The organism is Providencia sp. R33, assembly GCF_019343475.1.
Taxonomy (GTDB): Bacteria; Pseudomonadota; Gammaproteobacteria; order Enterobacterales; family Enterobacteriaceae; genus Providencia.
Genome location: NZ_CP072453.1, coordinates 2,381,781 through 2,400,952 on the forward strand (window position 1 = coordinate 2,381,781; position 19,172 = coordinate 2,400,952).

The window sequence follows — 19,172 nt, forward strand, 5'->3', positions numbered from 1 at the left end:
TGAACCCGCAATTAGCACATTAAATTATTAATTTGCTATCCACTTTTAGTGCCCCATTGATGGCGGCGCAAGTACTTCTCGGTTTCCATTGTGGCCTTGTTCGCTGACAATACCTTGGAGTTCCATTTGTTCGACAATTCGCGCAGCACGGTTATAACCAATACGGAATTGACGTTGAACACCCGAAATAGAAACACGTTGTTTATCAATAACAAATTCAACAGCTTGGTCAAACAGTGGGTCAAGTTCTTCGCCGCCACCATCATAACCACCACCTTCGCTATCATCACTGCATGTTGTGATACTATCAATATATTGCGGTTTACCACGCGCTTTCCAATCATTTACCACTGCATGCACTTCTTGGTCACGAACAAACGCACCATGTACACGCACTGGGATTGATGAGTTAGGCGGCAAGTAAAGCATGTCACCCATTCCCAATAGTGATTCTGCGCCACCTTGGTCAAGGATTGTTCGCGAGTCAATTTTGCTCGATACCGTAAAGGCTATACGCGTTGGAATATTGGCTTTAATTAACCCTGTTATGATATCGACTGAAGGGCGCTGAGTCGCGAGAACTAAGTGGATACCTGCCGCACGGGCTTTTTGCGCCAACCTTGCGATTAGCTCTTCCACTTTTTTCCCCGCAGTCATCATCAAGTCTGCAAACTCATCCACCATAACGACGATATAAGGTTCTTTTTTCAGCATTGGATGTTCCGTTTCCATGCTGTCGCCCGGTTTCCAGAATGGGTCTGGAATTGGGCGCTGCATATCTGCCGCAGCTTTAATTTTTTCGTTGTAGCCCGCTAAGTTACGAACGCCTAATGCAGACATCAGTTTATAACGGCGTTCCATCTCGTTGACACACCAACGCAGTGCATTCGCTGCGTCTTTCATGTCTGTGACCACTTCCGTTAATAAGTGTGGGATCCCTTCATATATAGAAAGTTCCAACATTTTCGGGTCGATCATGATAAAGCGCACATCTTCAGGTTTCGCTTTATACAAGATACTGAGGATCATTGCATTGACCCCAACCGATTTACCTGAACCTGTTGTACCCGCCACTAATAAGTGTGGCATTTTCGCTAAATCAGCGACAACAGGATCACCTTCGATATCTTTACCAAGTACAATCGTCAGTGGTGATGGATTTTTTCTAAAATCATCACAATCTAATACTTCGCTTAAATAAACGGTTTGACGTTTTTCATTCGGCAATTCAAGCCCAACATACGGTTTACCGGGTATCACTTCAACGACACGCACAGCCACCGTTGACAATGAACGTGCAAGGTCACGGGATAATGTCGAAATACGGGCGGCTTTAACACCCGGTGCTAAATCAAGCTCAAAACGGGTGATAACAGGCCCAGGTGAGAAGCCGACAACTTCGGCTTTCACGCGGTAATCATTTAACCGAGCTTCAATCAACCTTGCTGTTTGCTCCAGTTTGAACATGTCCACGGGTTCTTCTTGCTCTGGTGGACTTGCCAGTAAATCAAGAGAAGGCATCGGCGTTGTTGGTTTTGGTAATGGCTGGTCATTACGCACCAAGAACGGGTGGAATAAGCTATCTTGCTGTGGCTGCTGTGGCTGCTGTGGCTGCTGTGGCTGCTGTGGCTGCTGTGGCTGCTGTGGCTGCTGTGGCTGCTGTGGCTGCTGTGGCTGCTGTGGCTGCTGTGGCTGCTGTGGCTGCTGTGGCTGCTGTGGCTGCTGTGGCTGCTGTGGCTGCTGTGGCTGCTGTGGCTGCTGTGGCTGCTGTGGCTGCTGTGGCTGCTGTGGCTGCGCAAAAGTGTGCGTTGCAGGCTGGCTATTGCCAAGCCCTGAATACGAATTATTTTGTGGAACCACTGGTGGCTCAACAGCGGTAAACGTTGGCATAAAGAGTGGATCAGCTGGCTTTTCATCCACTAAATCATCTACAGGAGAGAAGCTGTCTAATACTGAAAACTCTTTTCGTAAATCAATCTTCGGTTCAAAACCATCTTCTTCATCATCAAGATGGCTCTCAAAAGTATCACTAGGAACAATAGATGGAATTTCTGGTTCCGCAAATTTATGCGTATTCGCAGATAAATCAGATGAGGATGGCCAACGATGTTCGATTGTTGGTTGCGTCCAAGAGCTGATAGGCGTTTGTTCACCTTGCTCATTCTGTAAAGGCTTAGGTAAATCAATAGGCGCAACTTGCGTAACAGGCGGCTCGTAATCTGAATTATCCACCTCACCGTAACGCTCACGCTGCTGCTCTAAGAATTGAGCGCGTAATAGCTCAGCTTGCTGCGCATCATCACTGTTCTGCTCATCTTCCACATCATTTGTTGACCACTGCTGATAAATTTCTTCGCGTTTAGAGGCTTCTTCTTGGCGACGTTGTAACTCTGCATCTCGCTGTGATGGAATACGAATTCCATACAATTCGCGACGCGTTGGTAAACGCACAGGGTTAGGCCTTGGCAGCTCAGGTTCCATGTTTTGTTTAACCTGCGCATGACGTTCAAGTGCAGCAATGGAGATCCCTGCAGCGGCTAAAGCCGCTGTGTCAGCAACCCGCTCACTCACTGAAGAGCTAACTGCAACATCCCCAATCATTGGTGCGGGTGTAAATAATTCAGAAGAAGACTGAGGAATAAATGTATTTTGTGGCTCAGGAATGACTGGCGTCGATGGCGTGTTAACAACTTCAACGAACGCCTGATTTCCTTGATGTTGTGGCTGAACATCATTGACTGGACTGAACGCCGGCGGTGTTACAGGTACATAATTTGGCGAAGAGACGGCAGGTTCAAATGTCGGTTCTGCTTGTTTCTCAAAACCACCACCTAATTGTGGCTGATAATCATCTGGGACCTCAAAGTGATATGTATTTGGCTCATCCGCTGCTGTGAATGATGGCAATGTATCTAGCTCTGTCGCTGAAGCGACTTCTGGCATTACTACTGGTGCTTCGACATGACGTTGTTCTTCGATCACTTCCGCTTGTGGTGCATTTTCTATGGCAAGTTCCGCCACTGTCGGCGCTGAAAATAGCACATCGTCAGCATCAAGAAGCTGCTCATTATCATTTGCTAAATGCTCAGCCTCTTGCGCACGTTGCAATGCATCTTCCGTTTCCTCAACATCATAATCGTCTATATCGTCGCCTCTGGCACGATTCGTTAATAATGTAATCGGAAGAAGGATGGCAGCCCCAATTTTTTCTGCAATAGTCAACCATGACCAACCCGTAAATAAGGTGAAGCTTATTGCCCATAAGAACAATAATGCCAGTGTGGCGCCCAATGAATTAAACCACGGCATAATAGCGCTACTAAATACGCTCCCAATCACACCACCTGAAGCAAAATTGGGAAGATCATCAAAATTAAGTGCGGCTAAGCCACAGGAAGAAAGGATCAGTGCTAGGCCACCGATAAGGCGTAAAGAAAGCGAGAAAAAGTCGATGTAGCGGCGCTGGCTTTCATAATGATAGATAGCCCAACAGCCCAATAATAATAACGGTGGAATGGCAAAAGCCAGAATACCAAAAGCAGAAAAAAGAATATCAGCGCTCCATGACCCCACACTGCCACCCAAGTTTTTCACTGGGGCATTCCACGTAGTTTGCGACCAACTAGGGTCTGAAGGACTAAAGCTTAGCAATGCAACCATAAGAAAGACTGCACTTAAGCAAATCGCGAGCAAAATCACCTCAAGTAGCCGTCTCCCACTACTGAGTTTTTTAAATTTGATGTATTTATCTTCTGTATATTCTTGGCTCATTATTGTTTCTTTACTAACTGATTTTCTTTACTGATTCTGTTTATTCTAACATTAATCGCCCTAAGATGCCTGTTTAGCGGCCCCTAAGGGAAACGAATGCACGATTAATACATAATGACCCAGTATTTCATCTAATGAAATCGGATTCAATTTCTATTTATCGACAAAAGTCCTAATTATTTATAGCTTTAAAATCAATAAATTGATAATAAAACTTATCGATAACTAAGGGATTTTCATAAAATTACGTAAGAAAGGCTGAGCTTACAGTCAACTGGCCGATTTAAAAGGGAAATTTTCGGAAATTATTAGGCTCTAAAACGGAACAACGCTGAGTAAACTCAGCGTTGAAACTGCAGTGCGACAACAAAGCTGATAATGCTGTGCTGAAGTGAGGTCACAAAAGCCTTGATTAGCGAGTTTTAATCACTAAACGGTTGCTTTGTTTAACTTCTTCCATAACTACATAGGTACGAGTGTCGTTTACACCTGGTAAACGTAACAGCGTTTCACCTAATAGCTTACGATATGCGGACATATCTGGCACACGCGTTTTCAACAAGTAGTCAAAGTCACCTGATACTAAGTGACATTCTTGAATTTCTTCAAGCTTTTGAACTGCAGTATTAAACTGTTCGAACACATCTGGTGCACCACGGTTTAGTGTAATTTCAACAAACACTAATAGGGACGCATCTAAGTAATGCGGGTTTAGTAAGGCAGTATAGCCAGAAATAAAACCTTGTCTTTCAAGACGACGTACACGTTCTAAACAAGGCGTTGGAGATAAACCAACACGCTTGGATAATTCTACGTTAGAAATACGCCCGTCTTTCTGTAGTTCGTTTAATATATTCCTGTCGATACGGTCAAGGTCTTTGCCAGGACGCTTTTTATTGTCAATCATCTCTTTATCTCTCTTTCTCTAATTGTTATTTTCTACATCTATAAAATGAGCCCCTGCCAACCACCTTTTTTATTAGGAATTCGTGTTCAGGGCAAATTCTATTTATAGTGCTGAAGTTCGTGTGAATGTAATGATCATTCACAATCGTGACTCATTTTTAAAGTTTATAAGTAGTGTAAAGCTAATTTTCCAGCAAGAACAAAAATGCGCCATTTCCATTGACCTGCTAGATAATTAACTCTTACATAGATGTTTTCGCAAATGCGCAGCCGATTGTCAAAGCAAATGAATAAAAATCAGTACAAGATTTCGCTTTTTTTTCCAGTAAAACGTTTCGCAGCCCTAATTCAAGATAATTCCTAAAAATTGTGAAGCGTGACAATCTACCTTTTTTGACATACTTTTTTACATTTAGCGAGTCTTGCCTATCAGAGAAATAAGTGGCATAAGGCCAAGTCGCACTTAAATCACTTTTGTTACCTTCCTATTTCTCCTACAATCCTAAGAATGCTTTTTTGAGATTAAAAGAGGAATTCATGAGCACAACCACACATCGCAAGTTAATCATTTTAGGTTCAGGCCCCGCAGGTTACACCGCGGCAGTATACGCTGCTCGCGCAAATTTAAGCCCTGCACTGATTACTGGGGTGGAAAAAGGCGGTCAATTAACGACAACGACTGAAGTCGAAAATTGGCCGGGTGACCCTGAAGGCCTTACCGGCCCAGGTCTCATGGAACGTATGCATGAGCATGCAGCGAAATTTGAAACCGAAATTATTTCTGATCACATCAATAAAGTGGATTTAAAACAACGTCCATTCCGTTTATTTGGTGATGAAAACGAATATACCTGTGATGCACTAATCATCGCAACTGGTGCGTCTGCACGTTATATCGGCTTGCCTTCTGAAGAAGCGTTTAAGGGCCGAGGTGTTTCTGCATGTGCAACATGTGACGGTTTTTTCTATCGTAATCAAAAAGTTGCTGTCGTTGGTGGCGGTAATACAGCTGTTGAAGAAGCCCTGTATTTATCCAACATCGCTTCTGAAGTGCATTTAATTCACCGCCGCGATAGCTTCCGCGCAGAAAAAATCCTGATCAACCGTTTAATGGACAAAGTCGAAAACGGCAATATCGTTCTGCATACTGATCGCACCTTAAATGAAGTGTTAGGCGATGATATGGGTGTGACAGGTGTGCGCCTTGAATGCACAAAAACCCATACAACTGAAGATATCCCTGTAATGGGTGCTTTTATCGCTATTGGTCACAGCCCAAATACCGCTATTTTTGATGGCCAGCTAGATTTAGATAATGGGTATATCAAAGTCCAATCAGGTACCCAAGGTAACGCAACACAAACCTCTGTGGAAGGCGTATTTGCAGCAGGTGATGTGATGGACCATATTTATCGCCAAGCGATTACCTCCGCAGGTACAGGCTGCATGGCGGCATTAGATGCCGAGCGCTATCTTGACGGTTTAGCATCTAAATAATCGTTATATGCTTTCGATTTAGGCAGTGACCGTCATAAGTTACTGCCTTTTTTATGATTTTATTTTTAATACTTCACATCACTACGTATTTTTAAGAGCAAGTTTATATTGCCCTTCCCTTGCACTACCTATACTGTTTTTTACATGATCTTAACTTTATAGGTATTGATATGGAGCAACCATTAGGGCGTGATATCGTTCGTGGCTATTCGTATTTAATTGTTATCATACTCGCCATCATTCAAGGTGTCGTCATTGCCGTAACAACAGATTACACCATTCGCTCTGACAGTCAGTTAGATGCAACTACAGTATTCCTGCCAATGTTACTGGCGATATTTGTGCCATCAGTGGTGAGCTATTTAATCACTAACGCTAAATCCATATTTTTCTATATCAGCATTGCTTTAACCATCGTTCTTACCTATTGGATTAATTTTTGGCATAGCCAACACTTTGAAAGCGCTTCGGATGCTAACCCCTTTATTGCATTCCTTACACTGACTGTTCTGTTATTTTTCATGCTCCCGTGGATGCAATTACTGCAAACAACACGGTCATGGAAAATCAATTACAGTTGTTTAATGGGGTTATATATTAAAAATACCTTCTTAGGGATATTAGCTGCGGCAATTGGTGGGTTATTGACCTTAATTGTGAAATTAGCCAGCTTCCTTTTTGGTATTGTTAACTTGCACTTTTTAAGTAGCATTCTTGATAATGAAGTCATTTATTGGGGCAGTTTTACCCTCGGCTTCAATATTGGGTTAACCTTTTTACGTGCTACTGTTGATATTCAGCTCAGTAACTTCGCAAGCTTTATTGCCCGTTTCTTCCTGCCATTATTAAACGTGGTTGCAGTCATTTTTTTAGGTGGCTTTGTTATTTCCTATTTTTCTGGGCTGAACTCCGCAGGCTTAGGTTCCGCGGTGATGCTGTGGTTTGTTATTCTTAATCTCATTTTTATTAATTTTGTTTATGGCGATGGCAGTACACAATATCAATTTCGTAAAGGCCTGAACGCCTTTGTGTTAATTAACATTATCTTGCTTAACGCCTTTTCAGGTCTTTCACTGTACGGCATTCTTGTGCGAGTCAACCAATACAGCTGGAGTGTCGAGCGGTTATATGCCTTTACCGTCGCGCTGTTTTTAGCTTTGGTTGTTTTGGCCTATAGCCTTGCGATTATTCGCAAAAAAACAATGTGGATGACCTCGCTCGGTACCATTAATAAAGTGGGTATTCTCTCCCTTATCGCCATTATTTTAGTCATTAATAGCCCTATTGCTAATTTCAAAACCATAACCATCAATAGCATTGTTGCGGGCGTGAATAACGGTAAAATAAAAGTGAATAGCTCACTCGCGTATGACTTAAAACAATTAGGTGCTGAAGGTAAGCTCGCGTTTGAACAACTCAATAGCAATCCTGAATACCAGAAACAATTCCAAACCAGCCCTTATGCCGAAGAGCAACGAATACCACTCAAGGAAGTGCTAATACAGGCAAAAAACAGCCCTACTTTGCCGGATAGTTGGTTTGATTTAGGTGAGAATCTCAGCAGTGCGTGGTATTGCACATCAAAACATGAGCCTTATTCATGCTTAGGTTTTATGGCAGACCTGAACCAAGATGGCCAGAATGATGTGATTATGTGTTATTCCTATCCCACCAGTTCAACCATTGATTGTAATATTTGGCAAGAAATAGAACAGAGCTGGGAAGTTGTGGATACGCAAAGCCATTCGTTCAATACCGTTCAGAAAAAAGATCAAGCTTGGGATAATTTGCTTAAAGGGCAATTTACGTTAAAACCAAAAGAATGGTTAAACATTATTCCCGCTCCCTAGCACTCTTTAAAAATGTGGGCGGCTTAACAATTTTCTATTGAGTCGCCTTCTCATTACGTAAAAATACAGTAGCATTTCACCGATTTTGTGTTTTGTTTAACATTGAAATATTCAGTTTACCTTTACAGAACAATTTGATAACAAAGCACTTTCCACCTTAAATAACCGACTTTTATTATGCAACATCTGCCACTTAAGCTGTTATGATGTAGCGTAATAATCGAATTACAGGTCGAGATCAAAAACACCGCTTTCACTATTTTTATTAAATGCGTTGTTTGATCATTATTTTCCGCCCTGATGTTATTTGACTCACAGTGAACGACAAAACGATGTTAGGTTTTTTTTACCACCTAACTATACTCAATGACATTAAAACTATACCTGCTAACTAAATCATTATGGATAAATCAAGACAGACTGAATTGGTACGTTGGTTAAAACAACACAGTGCACCTGCTAAGCGCTGGTTGCGGATCTCTATGCTGTTAGGCATGGTGAGTGGATTACTGATTATTGCTCAAGCTTGGTTCTTAGCGGTCATCCTTCAAGCCCTGATTATGGATGGCACCCCGCGAGAACAGCTATTGACCCCATTTTGCCTTCTGATTGGCGTATTCATTTTACGCGCCATTGTGACCTATGTTCGAGAACGTGTTGGCTTCCGTTGCGGCCAAATTGTTCGCCAAGAAATTCGTACTCGCGTACTCGATAAACTTCAAGAACTCGGTCCAGTATGGGTTAAAGGTAAACCCGCTGGAAGCTGGGCAACCATTATTCTTGAGCAAATTGAAGATATGCAGGATTACTACTCTCGCTACCTTCCTCAAATGTATTTAGCCGGAATTGTGCCTATCATGATCCTTATCGCCATCTTCCCGTTTAACTGGGCAGCGGCGATGATTTTGTTTGTAACAGCACCCTTAATTCCTATTTTTATGGCATTAGTCGGCCTAGGGGCAGCAGATGCAAACCGCCGAAACTTCATTGCACTTGGTCGGTTAAGCGGTAGCTTCTTAGATAGACTAAGGGGGCTTGATACCCTCCGTTTATTTTTCCGAGAAAAAGCCGAAATACAGCAAATTCGTGAATCAACTGAAGATTTCCGTTCTAGAACCATGGAAGTGCTACGCATGGCATTTTTATCTTCTGGTGTATTGGAGTTTTTCGCCTCGATCTCCATTGCTGTTGTCGCGGTATACTTCGGGTTCTCCTATTTAGGTGAAATGAATTTCGGGAGCTATGGCTTACCTGTTACGCTATTTGCCGGCTTCCTTGCTTTGATCCTTTCCCCTGAGTTTTTCCAGCCGCTTCGCGATCTGGGCACTTATTACCATGCTAAAGCGCAAGCCGTTGGTGCAGCTGAAACTTTAGAAACGCTGCTAAATAGCGATGGCGAAGAAAAACCACAGCAAGGCACAAAAACACTCTCTGATAACCCAATTCGCATTCAAGCCAATCAGCTCGAAATTTTGTCCCACGACGGTGTCCGTCTTGCAGGCCCGCTGAACTTCACCATCGAGCCACAACAACGTATCGCACTGGTTGGGCAAAGTGGCGCAGGTAAAAGCTCATTACTGAATTTATTACTTGGTTTTTTACCTTATCACGGCTCAGTAACCGTTAATGGTATTGAACTGCGTGATTTATGCCCTGAAAAATGGCGTGAATTACTGGGCTGGGTTGGGCAAAACCCTCACCTACCTGAACAAACACTGGTTGAAAATATCTGTTTAGGTAAACCCAATGCGTCTGAAGCAGAAATTCAACATGCCATTGATAAAGCCTATGTTTCTGAATTTTTACCTCATTTACCTGATGGTTTAAACACGCGTCTTGGTGATTACGCCGCGAGACTGTCTGTTGGCCAAGCACAACGTGTTGCTGTCGCACGTATGCTACTAAAACCATCGCGGCTACTACTGCTAGATGAACCCGCAGCAAGCCTAGATTCACACAGTGAACAACGTGTTATGCATACACTGAACCAGCTATCTGAGCAACAAACCACGTTACTTGTCACGCACTTACTGGAAGAAACTTTGGACTACGACCAAATTTGGGTCATGGCAAATGGACAAATTATCCAGCAAGGGAATTACCAGCAACTCAGCCAGTCTGAAGGGGCGTTTGCCCAGTTATTAGCCCACCGCAGTGAGGAGCTCTGATAATGAAAGTTTTATATCCCTTCTTAGCCCTCTACCGCCGTCATTGGTTCCTGATAACCCTTGGGATCATTTTGGCAATTGTGACGTTGCTTGCCAGTATTGGTCTATTAACCCTTTCAGGTTGGTTTTTAGCAGGTACGGCTATCGCAGGTTTCCCTGGCCTGTATTATTTCAACTATATGCTGCCTGCAGCAGGTGTCCGCGGTGCTGCAATTTTTCGTACTGCGGGGCGTTATGGCGAGCGCTTAGTCAGCCATGATGCAACATTCAAAGTTCTGGCTCACTTACGGGTTTTTGCTTTTAGTAAAGTACTACCACTCTCTCCAGGAGGAATTAGCCGTTTCCGTCAAGGGGAACTGTTGAATCGCCTAGTGGCAGACGTAGAAACCCTTGATCACCTTTACTTACGCGTATTATCACCGATTATCACCGCGTTTTTCGTCACATTCGTCTTAATTTTCGGTTTAAGCTACCTTGACCCTCGCCTTGCTTGGACACTAGGCGGCGTTATGTTGTTTTTGCTATTCACCATGCCATTTGTTTTTTACCGCGCAGGTAAACCAATCGGCCGTGAATTAACCGAACTTCGCGGCGATTACCGCACGATTTTAACGTCAGCACTGCAAGGCCAAGCCGAGTTAACCTTATTTGGTGCCACTGAACGTTTTCGCCAAAATCTTTGGCAAATTGAAAACAATTGGCAAATACGCCAGCAACAACAAGCAGCACTGACAGGGTTATCCCAAGCCATTATTTTATTTGCGTCAGGTGTGACGGCTACCTTGCTATTGTGGATGGCTGCAGAGCATGTTGGCGGGGACACGAAACCTGGAGCGTTGATTGCGTTATTTGTTTTTTGCGCCTTAGCGGCTTTTGAAGCGTTAGGCCCTGTTGCCGTTGCTTTCCAACATATGGGGCAAGTGATTGCGTCTGCGACCCGCGTATCTCAATTAATGACCGCAAAACCTGAGGTTACTTTCCCAAGTGAAAGCCCTTCAATAACAACATTGGAAAATCTGACGGTCGACAATATTTCGTTTACCTACCCTGAACAGCCTTTTGCTGTGCTCAATAACGTTTCACTGAGTTTAACCAAAGGCCAGCACCTTGCTTTGCTTGGAAAAACGGGCTGTGGTAAATCAACACTTCTGCAACTGATAACCCGCGCATGGGATGTCGACAGCGGTACGATCACATTAAATGGCAAGCCAATTAACACATTTAGTGAGAAATCGCTGCGTAGCGTCATGTCGGTTGTACCGCAACGTGTACATGTGTTTAGTGATACGCTGCGTAATAATTTATTATTAGCGAATGAGCAAGCTAGCGATGCTGAGCTAAATGAGGTTCTACAACAAGTTGGTTTAGGCAATTTGCTCGAAAATGAATTAAAGCTCAATGCGTGGATGGGGGAAGGTGGTCGACAGTTGTCTGGTGGTGAACAACGCCGTTTAGGCATAGCTCGTGCCCTACTGCATAACACGCCACTGGTTTTAATGGATGAGCCTACAGAAGGGTTAGACGCACAGACTGAGCAGCAAATTTTAGCGCTGTTAAAAGAAAAATGTGCGGACAAAACCTTGATTGTGATTACCCATCGCATGCAAGGCCTTGAAGAAATGGATAACATCTGCGTGATGGATAGTGGTAAAATTGTCGAACAAGGCACCCATCAAGCGCTGCTAGATAGGCAAGGTCAATACTACCAATTCCGTCAGCGCCATTGGGCTCAGAAAACGCACTGAGGCGCAGTATGTATCAACTCGATGATGACTCATATTTATTCCCTCCCGTATCGAAAGCGATGCGGGAACCGAATGGTTTGTTAGCCATTGGGGGAGATCTTTCATCAAAAAGGCTGCAAGCTGCGTATTATGATGGTATCTTCCCTTGGTTCAATCCAAGTGAGATGCCTTTATGGTGGTCACCAGACCCTCGAGCGGTCTTAATGATGGGAGATTTACACATCAGCCGCTCGATGAAAAAAGTATTAAAAAAGCAGACTTATCGCATTACTATTAACCATGCTTTCGAGGATGTTATTGACGCGTGTTCTGTGCGTGAAGAAGGAACGTGGATCCTGCCTGAAGTGCAAGCAGGTTACCTTGAGTTACACCATGAAGGATTAGCCCATTCCGTTGAAGCTTGGTATGGCGACAAACTGGTTGGCGGCTTGTATGGTGTGAATATGGGTCACCTATTTTGCGGGGAATCTATGTTCAGTAGAATGAATGATGCATCCAAATTTGCTTTTATTACATTCTATTTTCATTTTTTGCGCTATAATGGGCAGCTTTTTGATTGTCAGGTACTTAACCACCACACCGCCTCACTCGGCGCAAAAGAAATATCCCGTAGGGATTTTTTACACATTCTTTATCGGTGGCGTGACAAAGGGATAGACCCCGCCTGCTGGATACCGCAATCGATTGAATTACCGCCAATTTTCGACTAGTGAACGTTGGTTTATTATTAATTTTATTCCTTCACATAAGTATAAAGATCGCGTTAAAATGCGACACTTCTTTACTTAGTGCGGGTTTTTGGGCATTATCTTGCCCGTTAAAAATCACGGTTATTAAACTTAGAGGATTAGATGGCCAAAGAAGACAATATTGAAATGCAGGGCACAGTTTTAGATACCCTGCCAAATACAATGTTCCGTGTTGAACTGGAAAACGGTCACGTGGTGACTGCTCATATTTCTGGAAAAATGCGTAAAAACTATATCCGCATCCTGACAGGCGACAAGGTAACTGTAGAGTTAACCCCTTATGACCTGAGCAAAGGCCGAATCATTTTCCGTAGCCGTTGATTACCTCTTCAGGCAAGGCCTGACATTACCACAGGTGCATGATACACCTGTGGTTAATTATGTCAGAATACCGCATCCTCCGGAGAGGCCTTGTGCACGCTACTGAAGCTGTATGTCAGTGTGTTACTTTTTTCATCAAGCCCGATACTTACAGAGCCGCCGTTAGTTAAAGAACCAAACAGCAATTCGTTTGCTAGTGGTTTCTTCAGGTTGTCCTGAATTGCGCGTGCCATAGGTCGGGCACCCATTGCTTTATCATAGCCTTTTTCACATAACCAGCGACGTGCTGCTGCACTCACTTCGATAGACACGCCCTTCTCATCCAGCTGCACTTGCAACTCAACAATAAATTTATCAACAACTTGAGTGATAATTTCTGGCGTCAGTGCGTTGAACCAAATAATGCCATCAAGACGATTACGGAACTCTGGTGAGAAAGTGCGCTTAATTTCAGACATCGCATCCGTACTGTTGTCCTGCTCTGCAAAACCAATCGAGCGACGCTGTGTTTCTTGCACCCCTGCGTTTGTCGTCATAACGACAATCACGTTGCGGAAATCCGCTTTACGACCATTATTGTCAGTCAGTGTGCCGTGGTCCATCACTTGCAGTAAGATATTGAACACATCAGGATGTGCTTTTTCTATCTCGTCAAGCAGCACCACGGAATGCGGATGCTTAATCACGGCATCAGTCAATAAACCGCCTTGATCGAAGCCAACATACCCCGGAGGCGCACCAATTAGACGACTCACAGTATGGCGCTCCATGTATTCGGACATATCAAACCGTAATAATTTGATATCTAGCGCTTTGGCTAATTGCACTGTCACTTCCGTTTTACCGACCCCTGTTGGGCCTGCAAACAAGAAGGAGCCAACGGGTTTATTTTCTAAGCCTAACCCAGCACGGTTCATTTTGATCGCTTCAGACAGCGCCTCAATGGCGTTATCTTGCCCAAACACTAACATTTTCAGACGTGAATCAAGAGTTTTGAGTTTGTCTTTATCACTTGAGGAAACCGTTTTTTCTGGAATTCGTGCAATACGGGCAACCACCGTTTCGATTTCAGGCACACCAATCGTTTTCTTACGCTTGCTTGGTGCAACTAAACGCGTACGCGCCCCTGCTTCATCAATCACATCAATGGCTTTATCTGGCAGATGTCTATCTGTGATATATTTAATGGATAAATCCACCGCGGCCTGAATGGCTTTTGCGGTATAACGCACATCATGATGCGCTTCATATTTAGGCTTTAACCCATTAATAATACGGATAGTTTCTTCTGGCGTCGGCTCCACAATATCAATTTTTTGGAAACGACGCGCTAACGCTCTGTCTTTTTCAAAAACACTACCAAATTCCTGATAGGTAGTTGAGCCAATAACTCGAATACGCCCACCTGAAAGTAGTGGCTTAATTAAGTTCGCGGCATCGACTTGCCCACCTGATGCGGCTCCAGCACCAATAATGGTGTGGATTTCATCGATAAACAAAATGCTTTTCGGGTCTTTTTCCAACATTTTAAGTAAGGCTTTAAAACGTTTTTCAAAATCCCCACGGTATTTCGTTCCCGCTAACAATGAGCCAATATCTAAGGAGTAAATCGTGCAGCCTTTCATGACGTCAGGCACATCGTCCTGTTCGATACGCCATGCAAGGCCTTCCGCTATCGCGGTTTTACCGACACCTGACTCCCCCACTAACAGTGGGTTATTTTTACGGCGACGGCATAAGACTTGGATAGTACGCTCTAATTCGGCTTGACGCCCCACCAGCGGGTCGATATTCCCTTTTTTGGCCTGTTGGTTCAGGTTAGTCGTAAAGTTGTCCATATGGTCTTCTGAGACCGGCGGCTCTTCATTCGGTGCACTATTGTTGGACATGTCGTTATCTGATGATGACGACTCTTCACCTTTTACTGTACCGTGAGAAATATAATTGACCACATCTAAGCGGCTGACATCGTGCTTACGCAATAAGTACGCAGCTTGGGACTCTTGTTCACTGAAAATCGCGACAAGGACATTTGCCCCGCTGACCTCGCTACGCCCCGATGACTGCACATGGAATACCGCCCTTTGCAACACACGTTGAAAACTGAGTGTTGGTTGGGTATCTCTGTTATCATTTTCGGGTAACAAGGGTGTAGTTTGCGCGATGAAGTGTTCCAGTTCTTGACGTAAAGCGACAAGATCAACCTTACAAGCCTCTAAAGCTTCGCGTGCCGAGATATTACTCAGTAACGCCAGCAATAGGTGCTCAACAGTCATAAATTCGTGGCGACTGTCTTTCGCTTTCGTAAACGCTACGTTTAAACTAAGCTCCAGTTCTTGATTGAGCATAAGCACCTCCCAAAATTGATATTAAGCCAGATCAGACTTTCTCTATAGTGCAAAGCAGAGGGTACTCATTTTCACGGGCAAATGTATTGACTTGCGCCGCTTTTGTTTCTGCAACCTCTGCCGTGAAAACCCCACAAATTCCCTTTCCTTGAATATGCACATCTAACATTATCTGTGTAGCGCGTTCTTCATCAAAAGAAAAGTATTTTTGTAACACTTCGACAACAAAATCCATCGGAGTGTAATCATCATTATTCAATAATACCTTATACATCGACGGTGGCTGTAAGGTTTGCTCCACTTCGTCTTTGAATATGACATCTGTTTTAAATGTGCCTAAAAAATCGCTCATTACTTTCTTGCTCAGTGTTTAACTTCAAATTAAGCATAGTCTTTATTATCAACGATTTCTATCAATCCACATGATAGTGACATAAAACTATACCATTAAATTCTTTCGTGGCTTTTCTCAAACAAGCCTTTCATTTGCAGTGTATCATGCCACTGACTTCAACGCTTAGCTTTAGCAATCTGTGAGCCACATCAAATATCATAGAAAATAGCATTTAGCGCTTATCGAATTCTTACCACTTTACCATAATTCCTGAAACTCCCCTCTTGACCTTAGAATGCAATTTACTACAGTATGTTTTACGAACAATTTTCAGCGTATATTTACTTAGTTTCTGTGTGTATTTTATACATATCGGTACAACACAACTAGCAAACCTAAAGGATAAAATATGGAGACGGGTATCGTTAAGTGGTTCAATAACGCAAAAGGTTTTGGTTTTATTTGCCCAGCAGATGGTGGAGAAGATATTTTTGCTCATTATTCCTGTATCAGAATGGACGGTTACAGAACACTAAAAGCAGGTCAAAAAGTACAGTTTAGCGTGACGATTGGCCCAAAAGGCAACCATGCGGATGTTATTATCCCTATTGAAATCGAAGAGAGTACAGAAGACACGCCAGAATCAAATTAGCCTATTGCACATATAGAGCACAGTTAATTATTTCAATTATATTGATGCTGTTAATAATTAACTGTGGCTATTTTATAGTATTAACGACCTGATGCTTGTAAGTGAGACATACTGCCATACAGTGACGTCAATAACGCATATTGCTCCGCATCATAAAAATCACACTGTTTTTGGGTAAAGGCTTTCGCTACTTCAATCATAAATTTCACCGCAGCAGCAATGTCAACCTCATGGCTTGCTCCCGTAGAACATCCCGGTACTACAGCTTCTGAGCAAATCGCTACACCGACCACAGGGGCAGATGTAGACACCGCTGGCTGCATAATACTATTGATATGATGAAGACCATTCCCATATGGCGTTATATCCTGAATGGATAATGGAAATGTCACTGCACGTTGCCCACTGCTCCACTCCATCAAGCGGATTAAATCATCAGAAACAGGCAAAATATACCCATCTTTAACGGTTGGTGATAATGCATAACCTTTATGATTCAGTAGATTATTACCTTTGGTCGTATCCACTGATAAAATAGCGTCCGCTTCAGGGATCGCTTCATGCTGATTCATGGTGGCGTCTTCTAAAGGAGAGTCCATAAAATCAACAGGAGTATGAGGGCGAGTCGGCGCATTCGGGCAAATATGGGTTGTAATCACCACATCACCTTCTAATTTATCTCCTTTTTCATGCATTTGCGCTAATTTCAGTGCTGTTGCAATGGCAGCAATTGCGCCATCAGCATCTGAAACCACGCCAATACGTGAAGGCCGAGCACCAATCCCACCTAAGCGACCAATAATGCCTAATGTAGGTGTTTGATGACCTTGAGATTTACCCTGAGTACCAGGAATGAGAATACGGACAAAATCACTTTGACCTTTTAGGTCTTTGACCGTTTTAGAAGAAACTTTAATTGCTGGGAAAGTCTTGAACAATGCAACAACATCTTCCCCCTTAACACTTGCGCAATCGATTAGCTCATACGCACAAAGGGTTTGCTTTAGACTCATTGTACTTCCTTGAATTTTAATAATTTTTATTTGGTTTTAGGGCTACTTTGAAATTAAACCGCACAAAATACGACTTAAATTCATTTCACCCAAGTTAAGGCTTAATTGTTAAAAAAGCCTTATTTTTCCTGATGAAGGCGTATTCACGCACTTAAAATAAAAAACTAATAATATAAATTGCTTATGGTGTGCTACTTACTTTTACTACTTACTTTTACTACATGACATATCATTACTTTTTGGTACTTCTTTGTAACCAATAAGGGTCACCTACCATGCAACCAAGGTAAGATGCCTTACGGCATAGGTTAGTGGACAGCTGCTCCATAACCTGTTCGTTCATTTGGGTTTCTGGCAAACTGAGACATAACGCGTACAAGGTATTCAGTGATGGATCAAACACCGTACTGGACACCGAAGCGACTCCAGCAACAGACTCGTTGACCGAAAACTCCCAACCGCGTGCATTAATCAGATTCATTTGCTCTGTTAACTTCGCTTGTAATGCACTGTCTTCTCTAGCAATAATGTTTGTTCTTTCCTGCAACGGTAAGCGTGCTAACAAAGCCCGACCCGTTGAAGTTCCAAGAATTGGCAAACGAGTGCCTGGTTGTGTGATCACCTGCAACATGCTATTACCAAAACGTGCATGGACAACCCGTACCATTTCATCATCGAGCGCCGAAACATAGCTGGTAAACCCAGTATCTTTCGTCAATTCATCAAGGGCTTCTAACGTCATATCAATCAATGGATTCATCCCACGCGCACGGTGAGCTAATTCCATGATGAGTAACCCTGGTCGATAAATTGGCGCATTATTTTTCTTTTCTAGCAGTCCCAGCTCTGACATTTGTTTCAGTAAACGAGATGCAGAACTTTTCGGCATGCCTAATTCATTGACTAACGTCGTAACGGTAAGCTCATTACCTGAACGTAAAAATAACTGATAAACATCAACGACGCTGTTTAAAATACTCATGCATCAAAACCTTGAGTGAGAACACCGTAATCTTGCGGCTTTCTATCACGTAAATAAGGAATGGTTAAACGGGTATGGGCTTGTAAAACAAAATCAATTTCGCCCATCAACAACGCTTCGCCATCACAGGTTGCTTCACAAAGTACTTGTCCACGTGGCCCTAACAGTTTACTGCCACCAAATAAATACAGATCCCCCTCATGGCCCCAGCGGTTAACCGCCAGTAAATGTGCGCCATTTTCCAAAGAACGGGATGCAGTATTAATATCCCACATGTCTTTATCTTGCACACACCATGCAGAAGGTGCGATGAGTAGCTCTGCCCCCTGAAGTGTAAGAATACGCGCAACTTCAGGGAAACCCATGTCATAACAAATCATGATGCCAATTTTACCAATTGGCGTGTCAAACACAGGGAAGCTATCACCGCGGCTAAACCATTGTTTTTCTATGCCAAAAGCATGAACTTTTCGAAACACACCGCTGATGCCTTCACATCCTGGGTTCCAAACGCCAACTGAGTTATAGATATCCCCAAGGTAATCACCACGTTCAACAAAACCGCTCACAATGGTGATATTTAAGCGTGTCGCAAGTTCACTAAATAAGCGATACGTTTCACTTCCTGTAGAATCGCTGAGATCCCACAGCTTTGTATTCAGCAAATCGCCGCGATAACCTGTTGTGGCCAACTCTGGAAAACAAATCAATTTCGCCCCAGACGCTGCCGCTTGTTCGCATAACAGCGCCATGCGCTGCAAGTTACCTTGTTTATTTCCCAGCTCAGAATCAAACTGAGCAAGGGCAACTTTGACCTTGCTATCTGACATTGCGCT

The 19,172-nt window shown here is 43.3% G+C and carries 13 protein-coding genes and 2 pseudogenes; 7 read left to right on the forward strand and 8 right to left on the reverse strand.

Going from position 1 to position 19,172, the window contains the following annotated elements; translation table 11 throughout:
• Window positions 1-45: 45 nt before the first annotated feature.
• The 3 genes and pseudogenes from J6836_RS11250 to lrp form a co-directional block, all read right to left on the reverse strand.
• Window positions 46-2,499 (reverse strand): annotated as a pseudogene (locus J6836_RS11250) (DNA translocase FtsK); the annotation flags it as partial.
• Window positions 2,500-3,258: 759 nt separating this feature from the next.
• Window positions 3,259-3,771, reverse strand: a pseudogene (locus J6836_RS23335) (DNA translocase FtsK 4TM domain-containing protein); the annotation flags it as partial.
• 412 nt (window positions 3,772-4,183) lie between these two features.
• Complete coding sequence (gene lrp, locus J6836_RS11255) at window positions 4,184-4,678, reverse strand: leucine-responsive transcriptional regulator Lrp (protein WP_004918089.1); 495 nt, start codon at window positions 4,676-4,678, stop codon at window positions 4,184-4,186.
• A gap of 536 nt (window positions 4,679-5,214) precedes the next feature.
• On the opposite strand from lrp, the gene trxB reads away from it, so the two are divergent.
• From trxB to infA, 6 genes are all read left to right on the forward strand, one after another.
• The gene (trxB, locus tag J6836_RS11260; RefSeq protein ID WP_219244161.1) at window positions 5,215-6,174 is read left to right on the forward strand and encodes a thioredoxin-disulfide reductase; all 960 of its coding nucleotides are present in this window, start codon (window positions 5,215-5,217) and stop codon (window positions 6,172-6,174) included.
• A 170-nt stretch (window positions 6,175-6,344) separates the two neighbouring features.
• The gene (locus tag J6836_RS11265; RefSeq protein ID WP_219244162.1) at window positions 6,345-8,024 is read left to right on the forward strand and encodes a DUF7057 domain-containing protein; all 1,680 of its coding nucleotides are present in this window, start codon (window positions 6,345-6,347) and stop codon (window positions 8,022-8,024) included.
• A gap of 401 nt (window positions 8,025-8,425) precedes the next feature.
• Window positions 8,426-10,192: a heme ABC transporter permease/ATP-binding protein CydD gene (cydD, locus tag J6836_RS11270; RefSeq protein ID WP_219244163.1), complete on the forward strand. Its 1,767-nt coding sequence runs from the start codon at window positions 8,426-8,428 to the stop codon at window positions 10,190-10,192.
• A 2-nt stretch (window positions 10,193-10,194) separates the two neighbouring features.
• A complete protein-coding gene (gene cydC, locus J6836_RS11275; protein ID WP_219244164.1) occupies window positions 10,195-11,937 on the forward strand; it encodes a heme ABC transporter ATP-binding protein/permease CydC in 1,743 nt (580 codons plus the stop codon).
• A gap of 8 nt (window positions 11,938-11,945) precedes the next feature.
• Entirely contained in the window at window positions 11,946-12,647 is a 702-nt protein-coding gene (gene aat, locus J6836_RS11280) for a leucyl/phenylalanyl-tRNA--protein transferase (RefSeq protein ID WP_219244165.1), read from the forward strand.
• Between the two features lie 141 nt (window positions 12,648-12,788).
• Complete coding sequence (gene infA, locus J6836_RS11285; protein ID WP_004244560.1) at window positions 12,789-13,007, forward strand: translation initiation factor IF-1; 219 nt, start codon at window positions 12,789-12,791, stop codon at window positions 13,005-13,007.
• A gap of 62 nt (window positions 13,008-13,069) precedes the next feature.
• Here the strand turns inward: infA and clpA are convergent, their stop codons facing one another.
• Window positions 13,070-15,355, reverse strand: coding sequence for an ATP-dependent Clp protease ATP-binding subunit ClpA (gene clpA, locus J6836_RS11290; protein WP_219244166.1), 2,286 nt, complete (start codon window positions 15,353-15,355; stop codon window positions 13,070-13,072).
• 31 nt (window positions 15,356-15,386) lie between these two features.
• Window positions 15,387-15,707 (reverse strand): ATP-dependent Clp protease adapter ClpS, encoded by a 321-nt coding sequence (gene clpS / locus J6836_RS11295; RefSeq protein WP_219244167.1) that lies wholly within the window; start codon window positions 15,705-15,707, stop codon window positions 15,387-15,389.
• Between the two features lie 391 nt (window positions 15,708-16,098).
• Here clpS and cspD point away from each other — a divergent pair, with 391 nt between their 5' ends.
• A complete protein-coding gene (gene cspD, locus J6836_RS11300) occupies window positions 16,099-16,341 on the forward strand; it encodes a cold shock domain-containing protein CspD (RefSeq protein WP_219244168.1) in 243 nt (80 codons plus the stop codon).
• Between the two features lie 80 nt (window positions 16,342-16,421).
• Here the strand turns inward: cspD and J6836_RS11305 are convergent, their stop codons facing one another.
• The 3 genes from J6836_RS11305 to J6836_RS11315 all read right to left on the reverse strand — a co-directional run bounded on the left by J6836_RS11305 (window position 16,422) and on the right by J6836_RS11315 (window position 19,166).
• Window positions 16,422-17,354: a DUF1177 domain-containing protein gene (locus J6836_RS11305; protein WP_219244169.1), complete on the reverse strand. Its 933-nt coding sequence runs from the start codon at window positions 17,352-17,354 to the stop codon at window positions 16,422-16,424.
• 232 nt (window positions 17,355-17,586) lie between these two features.
• Window positions 17,587-18,336, reverse strand: coding sequence for an IclR family transcriptional regulator (locus J6836_RS11310; RefSeq protein WP_219244170.1), 750 nt, complete (start codon window positions 18,334-18,336; stop codon window positions 17,587-17,589).
• A complete protein-coding gene (locus J6836_RS11315; RefSeq protein WP_219244171.1) occupies window positions 18,333-19,166 on the reverse strand; it encodes a nitrilase-related carbon-nitrogen hydrolase in 834 nt (277 codons plus the stop codon). Before J6836_RS11315 ends, J6836_RS11310 begins: the two co-directional genes overlap by 4 nt.
• Window positions 19,167-19,172 lie beyond the last annotated feature (6 nt).

What these genes read in the sequence shown, in the direction of transcription:
- lrp (WP_004918089.1), bottom strand. Translation starts at nt 4,678, where the DNA reads ATGATTGACAATAAAAAGCGTCCTGGCAAAGACCTTGACCGTATCGAC.
- trxB (WP_219244161.1), top strand. Translation starts at nt 5,215, where the DNA reads ATGAGCACAACCACACATCGCAAGTTAATCATTTTAGGTTCAGGCCCC.
- J6836_RS11265 (WP_219244162.1), top strand. Translation starts at nt 6,345, where the DNA reads ATGGAGCAACCATTAGGGCGTGATATCGTTCGTGGCTATTCGTATTTA.
- cydD (WP_219244163.1), top strand. Translation starts at nt 8,426, where the DNA reads ATGGATAAATCAAGACAGACTGAATTGGTACGTTGGTTAAAACAACAC.
- cydC (WP_219244164.1), top strand. Translation starts at nt 10,195, where the DNA reads ATGAAAGTTTTATATCCCTTCTTAGCCCTCTACCGCCGTCATTGGTTC.
- aat (WP_219244165.1), top strand. Translation starts at nt 11,946, where the DNA reads ATGTATCAACTCGATGATGACTCATATTTATTCCCTCCCGTATCGAAA.
- infA (WP_004244560.1), top strand. Translation starts at nt 12,789, where the DNA reads ATGGCCAAAGAAGACAATATTGAAATGCAGGGCACAGTTTTAGATACC.
- clpA (WP_219244166.1), bottom strand. Translation starts at nt 15,355, where the DNA reads ATGCTCAATCAAGAACTGGAGCTTAGTTTAAACGTAGCGTTTACGAAA.
- clpS (WP_219244167.1), bottom strand. Translation starts at nt 15,707, where the DNA reads ATGAGCGATTTTTTAGGCACATTTAAAACAGATGTCATATTCAAAGAC.
- cspD (WP_219244168.1), top strand. Translation starts at nt 16,099, where the DNA reads ATGGAGACGGGTATCGTTAAGTGGTTCAATAACGCAAAAGGTTTTGGT.
- J6836_RS11305 (WP_219244169.1), bottom strand. Translation starts at nt 17,354, where the DNA reads ATGAGTCTAAAGCAAACCCTTTGTGCGTATGAGCTAATCGATTGCGCA.
- J6836_RS11310 (WP_219244170.1), bottom strand. Translation starts at nt 18,336, where the DNA reads ATGAGTATTTTAAACAGCGTCGTTGATGTTTATCAGTTATTTTTACGT.
- J6836_RS11315 (WP_219244171.1), bottom strand. Translation starts at nt 19,166, where the DNA reads ATGTCAGATAGCAAGGTCAAAGTTGCCCTTGCTCAGTTTGATTCTGAG.